At 69.0% G+C, this 15,224-nt stretch carries 13 protein-coding genes and 2 pseudogenes; 3 read left to right on the forward strand and 12 right to left on the reverse strand.

Translation table 11 applies throughout. The features are described 5' to 3' along the window. Nucleotides 1-89 (reverse strand): annotated as a pseudogene (locus ACWCQS_RS41075) (HAMP domain-containing protein); the annotation flags it as partial. A gap of 454 nt (nucleotides 90-543) precedes the next feature. Between ACWCQS_RS41075 and ACWCQS_RS41080 the strand changes: the two are divergent. Then, nucleotides 544-2,991: a Helicase associated domain protein gene (locus tag ACWCQS_RS41080; protein ID WP_451009237.1), complete on the forward strand. Its 2,448-nt coding sequence runs from the start codon at nucleotides 544-546 to the stop codon at nucleotides 2,989-2,991. Nucleotides 2,992-3,206: 215 nt separating this feature from the next. Here the strand turns inward: ACWCQS_RS41080 and ACWCQS_RS41085 are convergent, their stop codons facing one another. The 4 genes from ACWCQS_RS41085 to ACWCQS_RS41100 form a co-directional block, all read right to left on the reverse strand. Further along, nucleotides 3,207-4,676 (reverse strand): UvrD-helicase domain-containing protein, encoded by a 1,470-nt coding sequence (locus tag ACWCQS_RS41085; protein ID WP_451009238.1) that lies wholly within the window; start codon nucleotides 4,674-4,676, stop codon nucleotides 3,207-3,209. A 2-nt stretch (nucleotides 4,677-4,678) separates the two neighbouring features. Further along, the gene (locus ACWCQS_RS41090; protein ID WP_451009239.1) at nucleotides 4,679-5,155 is read right to left on the reverse strand and encodes a hypothetical protein; all 477 of its coding nucleotides are present in this window, start codon (nucleotides 5,153-5,155) and stop codon (nucleotides 4,679-4,681) included. Further along, a complete protein-coding gene (locus ACWCQS_RS41095) occupies nucleotides 5,152-6,027 on the reverse strand; it encodes a DUF6083 domain-containing protein (RefSeq protein WP_451009240.1) in 876 nt (291 codons plus the stop codon). The genes ACWCQS_RS41090 and ACWCQS_RS41095 overlap by 4 nt, the downstream gene beginning before the upstream one ends. Nucleotides 6,028-6,184: 157 nt before the next feature. Beyond that, nucleotides 6,185-6,448, reverse strand: a complete 264-nt coding sequence (locus tag ACWCQS_RS41100; RefSeq protein WP_451009241.1) for a helix-turn-helix transcriptional regulator — start codon at nucleotides 6,446-6,448, stop codon at nucleotides 6,185-6,187. Nucleotides 6,449-6,883: 435 nt separating this feature from the next. Here ACWCQS_RS41100 and ACWCQS_RS41105 point away from each other — a divergent pair, with 435 nt between their 5' ends. Further along, complete coding sequence (locus ACWCQS_RS41105; protein WP_451009242.1) at nucleotides 6,884-7,702, forward strand: hypothetical protein; 819 nt, start codon at nucleotides 6,884-6,886, stop codon at nucleotides 7,700-7,702. 436 nt (nucleotides 7,703-8,138) lie between these two features. Here ACWCQS_RS41105 and ACWCQS_RS41110 read toward each other — a convergent pair whose 3' ends face one another. The 3 genes from ACWCQS_RS41110 to ACWCQS_RS41120 form a co-directional block, all read right to left on the reverse strand. Then, nucleotides 8,139-8,741, reverse strand: coding sequence for an ester cyclase (locus tag ACWCQS_RS41110; RefSeq protein WP_451009243.1), 603 nt, complete (start codon nucleotides 8,739-8,741; stop codon nucleotides 8,139-8,141). Between the two features lie 220 nt (nucleotides 8,742-8,961). Beyond that, nucleotides 8,962-10,005, reverse strand: coding sequence for a threonine aldolase family protein (locus ACWCQS_RS41115; RefSeq protein ID WP_451009244.1), 1,044 nt, complete (start codon nucleotides 10,003-10,005; stop codon nucleotides 8,962-8,964). A 116-nt stretch (nucleotides 10,006-10,121) separates the two neighbouring features. Further along, nucleotides 10,122-11,096: a DMT family transporter gene (locus ACWCQS_RS41120; protein ID WP_451009245.1), complete on the reverse strand. Its 975-nt coding sequence runs from the start codon at nucleotides 11,094-11,096 to the stop codon at nucleotides 10,122-10,124. Nucleotides 11,097-11,416: 320 nt separating this feature from the next. Between ACWCQS_RS41120 and ACWCQS_RS41125 the strand changes: the two are divergent. Further along, nucleotides 11,417-11,889, forward strand: a pseudogene (locus ACWCQS_RS41125) (DEAD/DEAH box helicase); the annotation flags it as partial. Nucleotides 11,890-11,946: 57 nt separating this feature from the next. Here ACWCQS_RS41125 and ACWCQS_RS41130 read toward each other — a convergent pair. The 4 genes from ACWCQS_RS41130 to ACWCQS_RS41145 all read right to left on the reverse strand — a co-directional run bounded on the left by ACWCQS_RS41130 (nucleotide 11,947) and on the right by ACWCQS_RS41145 (nucleotide 15,162). Next, nucleotides 11,947-12,585 carry a CoA transferase subunit B gene (locus tag ACWCQS_RS41130; protein ID WP_451009246.1) on the reverse strand — a complete coding sequence of 213 codons (639 nt, stop codon included), beginning with the start codon at nucleotides 12,583-12,585 and terminating at the stop codon, nucleotides 11,947-11,949. After that, the gene (locus tag ACWCQS_RS41135; RefSeq protein ID WP_451009247.1) at nucleotides 12,585-13,343 is read right to left on the reverse strand and encodes a CoA transferase subunit A; all 759 of its coding nucleotides are present in this window, start codon (nucleotides 13,341-13,343) and stop codon (nucleotides 12,585-12,587) included. The genes ACWCQS_RS41130 and ACWCQS_RS41135 overlap by 1 nt, the downstream gene beginning before the upstream one ends. A gap of 117 nt (nucleotides 13,344-13,460) precedes the next feature. Continuing rightward, nucleotides 13,461-14,186, reverse strand: coding sequence for a flavin reductase family protein (locus ACWCQS_RS41140; RefSeq protein ID WP_451009248.1), 726 nt, complete (start codon nucleotides 14,184-14,186; stop codon nucleotides 13,461-13,463). Between the two features lie 244 nt (nucleotides 14,187-14,430). Next, a complete protein-coding gene (locus ACWCQS_RS41145) occupies nucleotides 14,431-15,162 on the reverse strand; it encodes a hypothetical protein (RefSeq protein ID WP_451009249.1) in 732 nt (243 codons plus the stop codon). Between the last annotated feature and the right edge of the window lie 62 nt (nucleotides 15,163-15,224).

Below are 15,224 nucleotides of genomic sequence, written 5' to 3' on the forward strand. Positions count from 1 at the left end.
CCCAGCTCGTCCCGGCGGCCCTCGCTCACCCGGCGGGTGTAGTCGCCCTCGGAGATCGACCGCGCCACCGCGTTCATCTCGTCCAGCGGCAGGCGTGGCAAGCCACGCCCTGTCAGTTTCCGCTTCGCTTCAACTGACATGTGACAGGCCCGCGTTGCGGGCCTGTTGGCGGCAAAGCCGCCGGTCGAGTCGCTTCGCGACTCGAGGCAGGTCCGCTTCGCTTCCCTGCTGAAAAGGCTCGCTAGCGCGAGCCTGGCTGGCTGCAGGTGTCGGGGGTGTGGCGTGTCTGTCTTCTTTTGCTCCCAAGTACTTGACGCACCATCACATGTCTGACGATCCGTCACATCTGACGGTTTCTATTGTCCCATATTGCTGGTGGCGGGATGGGTGTCTTCGGGGTTCAGGTACAGAGGCTGTCATGTGTGAGGCACGCTCGGTTGTAGCGTGTGATGGCCTCGCATCTTGAGGTCTTGCATCATAATTTTCCTGTAGAGACTCTACCCTGAGGGCTCACTGCCCCCGTAGATCGAAAGGCGGAATCTCATGCCGAGGAAGCAGCGGCTCCGTCCTCATCAGGTCGAGGCAGTTGACGCGGTGGTCCGCGCCCTCGGGTCTTCGGTGAGCGGGGAGCTCGCGGACGCGGCGGTGCGTGCTCAGGTGATTGCGCCTCCGGGAGCTGGCAAGAGTTTGATCGCGGTTTTTGCGGCCCAGGGGCTCCGTGCCGAGCGGGTGTTGGTTCTGGTGCCCACGCTCGACCTGTTGGGTCAGATGGTGGGTGTATGGCGTGCTGGTGGCCGTGATGGTCGGTTGTTCGGGGTGTGCTCTGAGCGCGAGAAGGCTGCTGCGGGGGTGCGGTGCACCACGGATGCCGGTGAGTTGGCGGGGTGGCTCGCGGGTGGGGGCCGGGTGACGGTGTTCGCCACCTATGCGGCGGCTGGTCTGGGGGTGCTGGAGCGTGCTCATGCGGCCGGTGCAAGGCGTTGGGATCTCATGGTGGTGGATGAGGCGCACCGGACGGCGGGGGTGTTGGGGAAGCCGTGGGCTGTGGTGCATGACGATCGGCGGCTGCCGGCGGTGCGGCGGTTGTACATGACCGCGACTCCGCGGTTGTGGGGGGTGCCGGGGCTGGAGGGGGCAGCCGATGGGGCGGGGCAGCTGGTGGCGTCGATGGACGATGAGGAGATCTTCGGGCCGGTCGTGTACCGGCTGACGATGTCGGAGGCGATCGAGCGGGGGCTGATCGCGCAATACCAGGTGGTCTGCGTGGATATTGCCGATCCGCAGCTGCCGGCGGTGCGGTTGGTGGGTGCGGAGGCGTTTACGGATGAGGTGCGGGGGGTGCGGTTGGCGGCCTTGCAGACGGCGGTTTTGAAGACTGCTGCGGAGCACCGGCTGCGGCGGGTGCTGACGTTTCATCACCGCACGAGTGAGGCGGAGGCTTTCGCCGGCGGGCTGGGGCAGGTGGCCGCAGCGCTGTGGGAGGCCGACGGGGGATCGTTCGCGGAGCCGGAGGCGGTGTGGGCGGACTGGCTGTGCGGGGAGCATCGGGCGGTGCACCGGCGGCGGGTGCTGGAGACCTTTTCCGCGGGGGTGGTCCAGGATGCCGTGATGGAACTGTGCGTGCTGTCATCGGCGCGTGTGCTCGGCGAGGGGGTCGATACCGCGGAGTGTGATGCAGTGGTATTCGTGGATGCGCGGGGCTCGACGCCCGATGTGGTGCAGGCGGTGGGCCGGGCGCTGCGGATGCAGCCCGGCGAGGGCAAGGTGGCCTCGCTGGTGGTGCCGGTGTTCCTGGAGCCGGGTGAGGAGCCGGACGAGATGCTGGCCTCACGGTCGTACACGCATCTGGTGAAGGTGCTGACCGCGCTGCGGGCGCACGATGCCGAGGCTGTCGAGCAGCTGGCCGTCCCCCAGTCCCCCAGCCGGCAGGCTGCCTCGGCCTCGGGCGGGACGGCGGGTGGGGTGGTCAGCGGGGCGGCGCAGGGGCTGCTGCGGTTCTCCACGGCCCGGGATCCGGTGCAGTTGGCGGCGTTCATCAGGGCACGTGTGCTGCGGCCCGAGGGCGAGTACTGGCGGCGGGGGCTGCAGGCCGCGATCGCTTACGCCGCCGATCACGGGCACTTGCGGGTCCCCTACGGGTATACCGCTCCCGATGGTTTCGCGCTGGGGGTGTGGATCGCCAAGCAGCGCGTCGCCTACCGCCAGGGCACCCTGGCTGAGGAACGGGTGAGGGAACTGGATGCGGCCGGGATGGTGTGGTCCCATCTCGAGGTGGCCTTCTCCGAGGGCCTGGCCGCCGCGCGCGGCTGGGCAGGAGAACACGGGCACCTCCTCGCCCCCACCGAGGCAACCTGGCAGGGCTATCCCGTGGGGATCTGGCTGCGTGACCAGCGTGCCGCCGCGCGACGAGAACGAGCGGCGCAGAACGGCCCTGCCGGGGGCCGGGCATCGGGGAAGTCCAACAGTGCGCGGCGGTGGCGGGAACTGGAGAAGATCGATCCCGCTTGGTGCCCGGCCTGGGACATCGCCTGGCAGCGGTGCTTCCACCTCGCCCGCGCCCATGTCAACGGCGGCGGGGAACTGCCCGCTGTGCCAGGGGAGATCGTCGTCCAGGGCGAGGACCTCGGGCGGTGGGCCAGCGTCCAGCGCACCGTTGCCGTATGGGACGGCTTGCTGCCCGCGCAGCAGTGGCTGCTCACTCAGGTGCTGCACCTGACGCCGGACCAGGAGCAGCCTCAGGTCGGACCTGCGCCAGGCCGGCAGAAAGCTGTGGGCAGGACGCGGGCGCAGATGTGGGCCGACAACCTTGCCGCTGCCCGCCAATATCATCAGCGAGAAGGACACTTGAACGTCCCTCGCCAGCACGTGGAAACCGTGGACGGCGACGACCGTGCGCTGGGCGTGTTCATCGCCAACTGCCAGGCCCGCAAGCAACGCCTGGCGCCTGAGCGGGTGCAGGAGCTCAGTGCCGTCGGGATGAAGTGGGCTTGAGGAATCGCGTGCGGAGGCCGCCGAGGTGCGCGGTTGCGGGCCCCTTCTTCGTCGGCGGCGCGGTCGGACCGCAGCTCGGCTCGATCGTCTACCACGCCGCCGGCTGGACGGCAGTGACCGCCCTCGGCGCCGCCCTGCCCGTCCTGGCCTCGCTCTACTGGGCCACGGAGCGCGAGTTTGTCGTTCATCGGGCCGGGGCGAACGCGGCGTCTGCGCTAACCGGGCGGGGAGCCGTCGGGATGGTCGTGGATCCAGGACAGGCCTCCCAGGTCGAGGCGCTGGCGGGTGCGGGTGACGGCCACGTAGGCCAGGCGGGCTTCGGCGTCATCAACGGGATCGGGTGGTGGCGTGGCACCGGTTTGGTCGTCACCGCTGGTGTCCTGGAGACGAGCGAAGTCGTCTGCGATGAGGACGCGAGGCCATTCGCGTCCCTTCGCCTTGTGGGCGGTGGAAACGGTGACCTGGGCGTGCGGCTCGGGGGCGAGGCGGGCGACGGCGGCGAGGATGGCGTCAGCGCCGTAGCTGTCAACGAGGTTGACCAGAGGCTGCAGATCGCGGCCGGCTGGGTCGTGGGCAGCGTAGTCCTGCAGGTCTCCCCAGCAGGGGAAGAGGATTAGTTCGGGGTGGTGGGTGCGGCGGCCCTCTTTCAGGTCGCGGGCGGCGAGGGCCAGGCTCTGCAGGCTGTCCCCTCCCCCGGCCAGCGCGACGTGGCATCCGGCCGTCATGAGGGTCATGACCTGGGCCATGGCGCCGACGTTAGTGCGGCACAGCACGGCGTCCGGCCGGATGACGGGGCCGAGTTCGGTGGTCACGGCGGGAGTGCCGGTCAGGCGGATCGGAGCGTCGGCGAGGCGCAGCCAGCGGTTGGCCTCCGCGGCGAGGTGGGGGCCAAAGCGGAAGGACTGGGACAGCGTCAGGTGGGTGCCGTCGAAGCCGGTCATGACGTCTTTGGCGCCGCGCCAGTGGTAGATGGCCTGGGCGGAGTCGCCGACCATGACCAGCTGGGCATGGTCGCGCTGGGCGAGGAAGATCTGTTCGACGACGGGGTTGGTGTCCTGGGCCTCGTCCAGCAGCAAGAAGTCGGCCTCGATGCGGGGCTGGGTGAGGGCCCAGATCTTCAGGTAGTGGTCGTGGTCGAAGCGGACGGCGCCATCGTCGGGATGTTGCAGATCGGCCCAGGCCTTGCGGGCGAACGGCACGATGTGAGCGGCGAGTTGGGCGTGCAGGTCGGTGTCGTCCAAGCCGCGCAGGCGGGGTACGTGGTGGCGGGTGATGGCCTCATCGGCGGTGTGGCAGAAGCGGGCCACGGTGCGCAGGGTGGCGTTGGACAGGGCGCGTTGGGAGATCTCGCGGTCGCCGATGCGGACGGCTTTGGTCAGTCCGAGGGCCTGTCCGGTCTGCCAGGCCGGGCGGCGGGGGGCGTTGAGGCGGTTGGTGTAGCGGTGACCGACGGCCGCGTAGGCCAGCGCGTGGGCGGTCTTGCACTGCACGGTGTTCGGGAAGCAGGCTCGGGCGTCCTGGGCGATGGCCCGGTTGTAAGCGAGGTAGCGGCCGCGGCGCTTGGTGCTGTGGGCGAGCAGGGCCAGGGTGGTGGTCTTGCCCGTGCCCGCGCCGGCCTGCAGAGCCAGGTGGCCGCCGGTGTGGAAGGCGTCGGCCGCGGTGGCCTGTTCGTCGGTCGGATTCATGGCTATGAGGCTCCGGGGATGTGGGTGAGGGCACGTCCGACGGCCGACAGCAGGTGGGCGGGCGTGGCGCCGGCGAGCAGGCCGTGGATCGCCTGGTCGAGGCGGGCGGCCTCGTCGTCGGCGTGCCGTTCCAGGGCGCGGTGGATGGCGTGCCGGATGAAGGGTTCCGGAAGCCGTCCTGCGCGGCAGGCAGTGTCGGAGATGGCGGCGTGCACGGCGGGCGGGAAGGCGATGTTGAGCAGGATCTGCCTGTCTGTGTCCGGGTAGTGCGTGGTGATCACGTCCACCGGTAGCCGTGGCCCAGCATGGTGGCGCAGGCGGTGCGCGGCCCGGCCGGGGCTCTTGGCACGCACGAGGGTCATCAGGCGGGTGGCATCGTGGTTGGCCGCGAGCGGCAGCACCTGGGCGGCGTGGTGGAGTTCGGCCGGCGTGAGCGGCCGGGTCAGGGTGACTTCGAGGGCGTGGTGCGCCATCGTCACGCCTCCCGTCGGCGGCCGGGCGCGGCGTGTGGGAGGCGGGTGTGGATGTGCGCCGCGTGCAGGAGGGGGTCGAAGACCTGCCAGTCGGCCAGGGCGAGGTCGGCGGCGCCGGGGGCTGCGGCGTGGGCGGGGCAGCGCTGGGTGCGCCAGCGCAGTTGTTCGGCGTACGGCAGGCGGCTGAGGTCGTAGACGGCCATCAGGGTGGCGGGCAGGGTCAGTTGGCCGCGCTGCGGGCCGGTGGGCAGCAGGGTCCAGCGGCCTGCGGCCGTGTGTGGTGCGAGCAGGGGCTGGGGGCAGCGGCGGCGCTGGCGGGTCTGGGCCACGCACCGGATTTCCTCCAGCGGCTGGGCGGCGAGATAGCGGCCCAGTAGCAGTTGCACGACGGGCCGAGTGGGGCGGCGGGTGTCAACGGCCGGCTCCTCGCAGGCGGGGGCGAACGGGGGTGGCGGGGTGAAGGCCCCGCTGTCGATCAGGCGGCGGGAGCGGACAGCGAGTTGACGGCGTACCGCCTCGACGTGCGGGCTCAGCTGGACGGTTGCTGGCGTGGGGCGGCCGGGGCACAGCATGGTGTGCGGGATGCGGCACCAGGCGCTGCCGTCTCCGTGTGGGTGGGCGATGCCGCAGCTCAGGTGCCAGCGGCAGGGCTCAGGGATCTGAGCGGTGGCCAGTTCGTCGGGGTGCAGGCCGATGGGCCGCTGGTCGCTGCGCGGGTAGACGTCGATGCGGTTGCCGCACAGGCGGCAGCGGACGCTCTGGCCGCAACGAAGCAGGCGGGTGGGGCTGGTGGCGGCCACTCGCAGCGGGCGGCGGGCGGGCGTGATGCGGGGGCTGCCGTCCCAGTGGCGGCCGGTGGAGGCGGTGTTGGGGCACATGGCCCGGACCGTGCCAGGCGACGCGCGGAAGCGGCGGGGGTGGCGGGGGCGTGTCCCCCGGGCAGCCCATCCAGTGCGAACGTACACGCGAGTTGCCGTGTGACTGTTCGGTGCCGACTCGCCGGTTCGGGTGATTCATAGAGGATGCACGGCGGGGTCAGGAACCCTTCGCCCCGGGCGGGGTGTGGTCGTCACACAGGGTGCCCAACAGGTGCTCGATGGGGACGTCGAAGGCGTGGGCGAGAGCGTGCCAGGTGGTGACGCTGCCGGTGGTGCGACCGTGCTCCAGATCGATCAGGGTCCGGCGGGCCAGGCCGCTGCGGTCGGCGAGTTCGTCGAAGGTCCAGCCGCGCTCGGCCCGCAGGCGCGCGAGCACGACGCGCAGCCCAGTGAGGTCGGGGTCGGGCGGCAAGATCGTCACTCCACCATCCGACGGTGCAGGACCCTGCCCTGTCAGTGCAGACCTCTGCACTATTCGTTCGATGCGGGAGTGATATTCGCGGTGTGGGAATCTGCACTACGGTGCGGTCGTCTCGGGGCGCCGGTCACGGTGAGCCCTGCCACGGCCGCGGACAGACAGGAGGACAACCAGCCCATGAGGCTTGGTGGCACGCACGCCGCAGTGCGGCGCGTCTGGACGGTGGAACTGCGTCCGCGGGCAGGCGGACCGAGTGTCGTCTGCGCCCACTGCAGCGCCTCCAGCCCTGCCCCGAAGGCCGGGGCCGCACGATCCGCCGCGCTGGCCCACCTGGCCTGCCATGCCCGCACCGACCTGATGCCAGTACATCTGCGCACCTGTCAGTGCAGGCAGCGGGGCTGTTCATGGCATCCACGCCACCGCGGCTGCTCGGGACCTGTGCGGCTCGCCCTCACCCGCGACGGCAGCGGCCGCACGTGGCGGCTCGCCGACACCTGCGCGGCCTGCGCGGCAGCAACCAGCAATACCGCAGTGGTGCCGGACACGGTGCTCGGCCCGCACCCGCCCCTTCATCCTGCCCGCGCATCAACTCCCGCCCACTGCACGCCTCGCTCCGGGCCCGACGAGCAGGTGAGGGTGCGGGAGATGCTCACCTATCTGGCCACCGCGCTCCCCCGGTTCACCTCCCCCGCCGCCCGCCTCCTGGCCCTGCAGTGTGCCCTGCGCTCCGACACCCAAGGCCATGTCCGTCTGCCGGGCGGTCTGTTGCGCGGCATGCGCCTGCGCGGGCGTCACGAGTTGTGGGAAGAGCTCACCCAGGCCGGCTGGTTGGCGCTGTCCGACCTCAGAGCGACACCGGTCACGGTTCTACTGATTGATGTGGCAGTCCTGGGCCAGACACCCGGACGCAGCGCGCGTCACCGCGCCGCACACTGGGCGCTGCGTCCCGCACCGCTGCTGTTGCCGGCTGCCGCGCCGCCCGCCCTGCGGCTGACCGCCCTGGCACTGGCCGCGCACCTCTCCACCTCCACCGGCCACGGCACCGATATGGACGTCCTCGCCCGGCTGTGCGGGCACTCCCCCGCCCAGACCGCAGAACTTCTGGACCGCCTGGTGGCCGTCCGCACACTGACAGCGTGGACCCATGACCGGGACACCGACGAGGTCCTGTGGCACCTTCCCGTGCAGGCCCGCTCCTCGGTACAGCCACGAGGACACCACACGCGGCAACACCACACACCGTCCTATGCGGATTGAGTCGGGATGCACCACAGCAGAAGCAATTCACCCTGCCCGGTACCGGCTTGTCAACCACCGCCGCCAGCAACACCGTCACCTGCGGCGACAAGGCAGCGAGCATCACCTCGGCCTACGCAACGTGCCTGGTCGTGACCATCTCCGCAGACGCGGTCAGCGGCAAGGTCACGGTGACCGTGAGTTCCACGGCCACCGCCGTTACGGCCGTTTCTCATCGATCCACATGCGCATGACGGATGCGCCGCAGGCAGGGTGCCCGCCGCCCGGGCAGCTTCGGCTGCCGCGCGGCGGACACCCTAGGACACCCTGCCGGTGCCTCCATCGGCGATGTCAGCCCAAAGCACGCTCGTCATGCGGGCGCCGTCGACCACGGCGCGCCGATCGCGGCGGCCCCTGTCGAGATCATCCTGAACCGTGTGGAGGCCGCTGCGCAGCACTACTTGGAGCTGGAAGTGGCGGTGCCGGAAGGGGTCTTACTGCGGAGATCGTCCAGGAACTTACCGAAATTCCCTTCCGACCAGTGCTCGATGGACTTGCCGTCCACCACACGGTCGATGGAGATGCCACTGAGGTGGACCTCGCGGCCGGTTGCGGGGATTCCGAAGACCGTCCCGTTATAGACGCCGCTGAAACTCCAGCGTGTAACGACCTTGTCGCCTTCCACGATCTGGTCGAGCACGACCAACTTGTAACCAGTGAGCGCCTTCTTCAGCGCGAGGTCACCCGCAAGCCAGACGTCGCGGTCGTTGGGGCCGTCAAACCCGTGGAGGACGAGGTCCTTCGAGATGTAGCGATCAAAGCCCGCGGCCAGGTCCCCGTTGTAGCTGGCGTAGAACCTGTCTGCGACCTGCAGGGGCGAGAGGTAATGGCGGGACGAGGATACGGACGGGGCAGCGTGAGATCCCTGGCTCTGCGCCTCAGCTGGGACAGCTATGGCGGTCAGGGTGGCGGCGACGGCGAGACCGGTCATAACGCCGATCAACCGGCGCCTCGTGGATGCAGGGGCCGAGGCGGTCTCGGGGTGCTTCTTGGAGAACATGGGGACTCCTGAGGGGGAAGGCGGATGCCGGACGGCATCTCGCTTGCATTCTGCAAGTCATCTACTTGACGCGTCAAGTAGATGTAGTGGGCGTGCGTGCTTCAACCCCGCGGGTTCGCACTTGCGTAGCCATCGCTGCCACGTCACGGAGCGCTGCGCAGACCTGCAGAAGGCGCGGTCCCACCAGCTACAGCGGCGGAGCTCCGGCTGATCGGTCCGTTCACTTCAGTTCGGCCAGAGTCCTCTCGACCGCCGCGATCGCCGTGTCCGTTTCTCCCTCGCCGATGTCCAGGTAGAACACCGCTCTGATCTCGTCCTCACCCGAAGGCAACACGTGGACACGCCGGCGGTACATTTCCTCGGCGAAGGCGGCGGCTTTGGTGCTCGTCAAGCGGAATCGCACGATGTTGGTCTGCACCGTGGACGGATCCAGATCGACCCCGTTGAGGGATGCCACTCCTTCGGCGAACCACCGGGCGTTCGCATGCGTTTCGTGCAGGCGCTCGCGGTGGTGGTCCAGGGCGTGCAGGGCGCCTGCGGCGACGATGCCCGCCTGCCGGAAGCCGCCTCCGAGTTGTTGCTTGAACCGCCTTGCGCGAGCGATCAGGTCGGCTGGACCGGCCAGGCAGGACCCGATCGGGGCACCGAGCGCCTTGGAAAAGCAGACGCTGACGGTGTCGAAGGGGGCGGCGTAGTCGGCTTCGCTGGCGCCGGAGGCAACGCTTGCGTGCCACAGCCGTGCCCCGTCCAGGTGCAAGGCCAGTTCTCGCTCTCGGCCGGCAGCGGCGACTTCGTTGATCTCCTCCAGTGGCCAGACGGTGCCACCGCCGTTGTTGTGCGTGTTCTCCACGCACAACAGGCGCACCGGTGCCGGAATGGTCCAGGGGAAGAAGGGGTGAGGGGAACCCGCGGCGGCGTGAACGGCATCGGCGGAGAAGACTCCCCGTGTCCCTGGAAGCAGCCGGGGCAGGACCCCGGAGTAGGCCGAAGGAGCGCCGCCCTCCAGTAGGTAGACATGCGCGCTCTCTTCGAACAGCACTGCATCTCCCGGCTCGGTGTGGACACGGATGCCGACCTGGTTGGTCATCGTGCCCGTGGGCATGTAGACAGCGTCCTCCTTGCCCAACAGCTGCGCCGTCCTCTCCTCCAGAGCCTTCACCGTGGGGTCGTCGCCGTAGACGTCGTCACCAACCTCCGCTCGTGCCATGGCGTTGCGCATCGCAGTATCGGGGCGGCTGCAGGTGTCACTGCGAAGGTCGATCATCGGCTCTTTCCTTGGACGGACGTCAGCTGCAGAGGCAGGCAGCCGTGCGGTGACGGACTTGGAGCCGGTTCGGGCCCTGTGAGTGGCGTGGCCGGCGAGGCTCGTATGCCGCGGGGTCAGGGACCGCTGCGGGGACCGACGGGCTGGGGCAGCCGGGCGGCGAGCCCCGCGGCAGGATCCGCCTGTTGCTGCGCGGTGGCCTGAGTGCGTGCTTCGCGGGGGGCCACGAGGGAGCGGCGATTGATCAGTACGACACCGCCGATGATGACAATGCCGCCTGCCACCTCCAGGAGGCGGGGAACTTCGGCCAACCACAGGAACGAGACGATGAGTGCGACCGGCGGCACCAGGTACAGGGCAGCCGTGGAGACAGCCAGCGGCAGCTGGGCCACGGCGTAACCCCAGATGACGAATCCCACGGCGGAGGGCAGAAGAGCGAGATACGCCACTGATACCAGCGCCCCCGGCGGGGCACTGGCGACGGCGTGCAGCGTCGCCGGAAGCAACGGCAGTGCAAGGACAGTCCCCGCCGTCATTGCGTACGTGGCGACCTCCACGCCGGTGTAGCGGCGCAGGAGGGGCTTGGAGAGGAAGTGGTACACGCCCTGCACGACGGCGGCGGCGAGGACCACGAGCGCACCGGCGGAGAACCCCGTGGAGCCACCTCCGAGCGCGACGATCACTGAGCCCCCGATGGCGGCCCCACTGCCGCTGAGCACATGGCGCGTCAGCGGTTCGCACAGGAACGCTCTGCCCAGCAGCACGCTGAAGACGGGAGCGATGGCGATCAGCATGCTCGCGGCGCCCGCGGAGACATGAACCTCGCCCCAATTGAGCAGTACCTGGTAGGCGGTCATGCCGGTTGCGCCAGCGAGCACGATCAACGGCAGATCCCGGCGCCGGGGGCGACGGACACCGAGGAAGGGTGCCACCACCGACAAGGCGACTGTGGCGACGGCCAGCCGCAGGAAAGACAGCGCCGCCACGCCCAGTCCGTCGACCCCGACACGGATGGCCGGGAAAGCCGAGGCCCAGAGCACGACAACGCCCACCAGGGCGAGGAAGCTGCGCGAGCCGGTGCGTGCGTTCACATGGCTTACGATCCGCCCATCCAAGCATAAGGTCCAGTTACTTTTCCTTCCCAAATAATGAAGTCGAACTTATTTAATAAGGTGAGGCACGGCCCTGGGCGGGCCGGCGGCCCCGGAAGCCAAAGGCCGCCCGGGAAATCGCGCCGGTTTCAAAGCCGGCATGCGCCTGTGCGCGATCATGGAGTCCGTTGAAGATCCCACCCCGATCACCGGCTTCTCACCACCCGGCGCAGGCACAACGCGGTCGGCTGCCTGCCCCCGTGGAGGTCGGACGGATCACCGGCAAGGCGCGAGCCGAAAGCCGCCGGGGTCAGGACTGGGAGAGCGTCGACATCGTCGGCGAACGGAACGTAGAAACAGTCTGCTTCGCCGACTCCCGCGCCCCCAGGTGGAGATCGTGCAGAACATCGGCCGGGCGGTCCGGCCGAGCCCGGGGCAAGTAGAGGACGGCGCGCATCATCGTGCCGGTCTTCCTCCAGCCCGGCGAGGACCCGGCCGACATGGTCGCCTCGGCTTCGTTCGCGCCCCTGGTCGCCGTGCTCCAGGGCCTGCGCAGCCGCGATGAACGCCTCGCCGAACAGCTCGCCTCTCGCGCCGTGAGTCACAGAGCGAGCACGCGCGCAAGGCGCAGGTGAAGCGCGATGAAGAGGGCCGCATCATCACGGCCGGCGGCGAGGCCCAGTAGAAGGACGGCACCGAGGCGGCGCTGCTGCACTTCTCCAGCCCGCGTGACGCCGCCACGATCGCCGGGTTCCCGCGGACCCGGGTGTACCGGCCGGAGTCCCCGGTGTGGCGTACTTGCCGACCGGGGTGCAGACGGCGTCGAAGATATGTACGTCGCGGGCGCTGTTCACTGGGCCTCCTCCAGGACCTTGGCTCCGGTACGGTCGCGCAGCTCCTTTGCGGTGACGCCGGGTGCGAGTTCGACCAGACGCAGACCTTGCTCGGTGACGTCCATGACGCCGAGGTCGGTGATGATCCGGTGGACGCAGCTGATGCCGGTGAGCGGCAGGGTGCAGTCCTCGACGATCTTCGGGCTGCCGTCTTTGGCGGTGTGCTCCATCACCACGATGACCTTGCGTGCGCCGTGGACCAGGTCCATGGCACCGCCCATGCCCTTGACCATCTTGCCGGGGATGGCCCAGTTCGCCAGGTCGCCACGGTCGGAGACCTGCATCGCGCCGAGCACGGCGAGGTCGATGTGGCCGCCGCGGATCATGCCGAAGGACAGCGCCGAGTCGAAGAAGGCGCCGCCGGGCACCACTGTGACGGTCTCCTTGCCGGCGTTGATCAGGTCGGGGTCCACCTGTTCCTCAGTCGGGTACGGCCCGACGCCAAGGACGCCGTTCTCGGAGTGCAGCATGATGTCGACGCCCTCAGGAAGAAAGTTCGGGATCAGCGTCGGCAGACCTATGCCGAGGTTGACGTAGGAGCCGTCGGGCAGCTCCCGGGCCGCACGGGCAGCAATCTCGTTACGGGTCCAGGGCATCAGGCGGCACTCACTGTCTTTTTCTCGATTCCCTTGTTCGCGGACTGCTCCGGCGTCAGTTCCAGGACGCGCTGCACGAAGACACCGGGCACATGTACCTCATCCGGGTCGATCTCGCCGGGCTCGACGAGTTGCTCGACCTCAGCGATGGTGACCCGGCCGGCCATCGCCGCGAGCGGGTTGAAGTTGCGGGAGGCCTTGTTGAAGACCAGGTTGCCGAGGCAGTCGCCCCTGGCGGCGCGGACCAGAGCGAAGTCCGTGGTGATCCCGCGCTCCAGTACGTACTCACGTCCGTCGAACTCGCGGACCTCCTTGGCTGGGGAGGACACGGTGGCACTGCCGTCGGCGTGGTAGCGCCACGGCATCCCGCCCTCGGCGACCAGAGTGCCCACGCCAGCGGGGGTGAAAAAGGCGGGGATGCCCGCGCCGCCGGCCCGCAGCCGCTCGGCCAGGGTGCCCTGCGGGATGAGCTCCAGCTCCAGCTCGCCGGACAGGTACTGGCGGGCGAACTCCTTGTTCTCACCCACATACGAGCCGATAACCCGGACGATGCGCCCAGCCGCAAGCAGAATACCCAAGCCGCCTTCGTCCACTCCGCAGTTGTTCGAGACCACGCTCAGGCTGTCGGCGCCCTGGCGGAACAGCGCTTCGATCAGCACCTGGGGCACGCCGCTGAGCCCGAACCCTCCCACGGCCAGCGAGGAACCGTGGCTGATGTCGGCCACGGCCTCGTCGGCCGAACGAACAGCCTTGTTCATACGTTCACCCTCACGTCGTGTTCAGCGCATCGCGAGCGCGTGAAGCGTCCGGAGTCCCCGGACCGCGGCGTAGGCCGCTGCCGGCGGCTGCGTTGCTCGGTCCCGTCACCGTGCTCATCACCTTCGAGGGCCTGCCGTCGCGCCCGAAGGCGACCAGTTCGGACCGTCCATCGGTGACCAATTCGCGGGCTGTGCGTCCAGGCGCTCCATCCGGCGGTCGTACCGAGCCGCGAGCAGCACTTCATCGAGCGGTGTGGTGAAGACGTTGTCGACCAGGGTGTACTCGGCAGCGAGCCGGCCGATGGCTGGCAGCGCGGCGGTGTCGATCCGTCCACGCTCCAGATAGAGGTCGTCCCTGATGTGGAACCTGACGACCTTCCCCCACACCACGTGATCGACCCCGGCCTCCCCGACCGGAATGATCCGGTCGACGACGCACTCGAACGAGATCGGGGCTCCTTTGACCCGAGGCGCACGTACAACCTCGGACGGTTCCTTCTCAAGCCCGAGTGCCTCGAACTCGTCCACAGCCGGGTCGAACTCGAACGCCGAGCTGTGCAAGCTGTGGACCTGCGGCAGCGTGGCCAGGTTGGTGACGAACTCACCGGTGTCGCGGATGTTGACGAGTGTGTCCTTTATCGTCACCCCGTCCGACCGCGGCCCTATGGTCACTGAGACCATGGGCGGCTTCCGCCCGACCGCAGTGAAGAAGGAGATGGGCGCGAGGTTGGCGACATCGTCGCGGGAGGTTGTGCTGACCCAGGCCACGGCGCGCGGAATGATGCTTCCGATCAGCAGCTTGTAGGCCGAAGTGGCATCGAGATCTGCAGCGTCAATAATCATCTGTGATCCTCCAATCCTTGGACGCGGCGACCGCAATGAGGGCGTTGAGCGGGAACGGAAGGCACCTGCGACCTACCGATGCCGGCTTCGCCGACGGCCGCAACCCCCGGGATGTTGCAGCCGACTGTGACTGAACCGGACGCCATTCCCATGATCGGTTCCTCGTCTTTCTCGAACCGAGCGCGCGCATGTACTGCGCCCGGGACAGGGACGAACCGGCTGAGTGACAGCGTCGACCGCCTGGCTAGCCGAGCGCCGCATGCCTCGACCAGCCGCGCAGCGAGCCGTCGCCGTTGAGCCCCTCGCGCTCGCCGGCCTGGTGCCGGACGAGCACGCTGGTCTGGTTGGTCACCTCGCCGAGCCGGCCCAGCGCGGCGCACTCGGCGGAGTCGAGCCAGGCGGTCAGCCCGCCGGCGCCGACCCACTGCGAGATCAGCAGGTACCGGACCGGGGCAGCGTCCTGCGGGAACCCCTTGACCGGGCCTATGAACTGGAACGGTTGCTGCTCGAACTGCCCGGGGAGCGTCTCAAAGGGCACGGCGCCGTACCGGGTCAGCACGTCGGTCAGCGAGGCGACGACCGCGTCAAGGGCCGGGGCGTCGAGAGCGGCCGACGGCACGATCGCGGTCTCGCACAACAACGGCCCGGTGGGCTCCTCGCCGTCGGCCGGCAGCCGCCACTTGCGGAGGTAATAGGCATCGAACCAGGTGGTGCGGGCCTTGCGCATGACGGGCTGGTGCAGGTGGTTGTGGTACCACTTGTCCGCATCGTCGGGCGTGGCGAACTTGGCCGAGGCGTAAGACCAGGGCGAGTTGGCGATCGGGCCGGCGATCACCGACAGGAAACCCGGCTGGCTCGCGACGATCGGGTACATGCTCTCCAGGACCTTCCAGAACTCGTCTTCGGCCCCGGCGGCGAGGATGTTGCCTCCCTCCATGGTGGTCATGGTCTGAGGAATGACGGCTGGAATCGTCACGGCAGCCCCTTGTGGCGGTGAGTTGTCTGGGAAGTGGGCACCGAACGTAACGCGAACGTCGA

It is taken from the genome of Streptomyces sp. NPDC002076 (assembly GCF_053593835.1).

Coding starts and splice junctions, on each gene's coding strand:
- ACWCQS_RS41110 (WP_451009243.1), bottom strand. CDS start 8,741: ATGTTCTCCAAGAAGCACCCCGAGACCGCCTCGGCCCCTGCATCCACG.
- ACWCQS_RS41130 (WP_451009246.1), bottom strand. CDS start 12,585: ATGCCCTGGACCCGTAACGAGATTGCTGCCCGTGCGGCCCGGGAGCTG.
- ACWCQS_RS41140 (WP_451009248.1), bottom strand. CDS start 14,186: ATGATTATTGACGCTGCAGATCTCGATGCCACTTCGGCCTACAAGCTG.
- ACWCQS_RS41135 (WP_451009247.1), bottom strand. CDS start 13,343: ATGAACAAGGCTGTTCGTTCGGCCGACGAGGCCGTGGCCGACATCAGC.
- ACWCQS_RS41115 (WP_451009244.1), bottom strand. CDS start 10,005: ATGATCGACCTTCGCAGTGACACCTGCAGCCGCCCCGATACTGCGATG.
- ACWCQS_RS41085 (WP_451009238.1), bottom strand. CDS start 4,676: ATGAATCCGACCGACGAACAGGCCACCGCGGCCGACGCCTTCCACACC.
- ACWCQS_RS41080 (WP_451009237.1), top strand. CDS start 544: ATGCCGAGGAAGCAGCGGCTCCGTCCTCATCAGGTCGAGGCAGTTGAC.
- ACWCQS_RS41095 (WP_451009240.1), bottom strand. CDS start 6,027: ATGTGCCCCAACACCGCCTCCACCGGCCGCCACTGGGACGGCAGCCCC.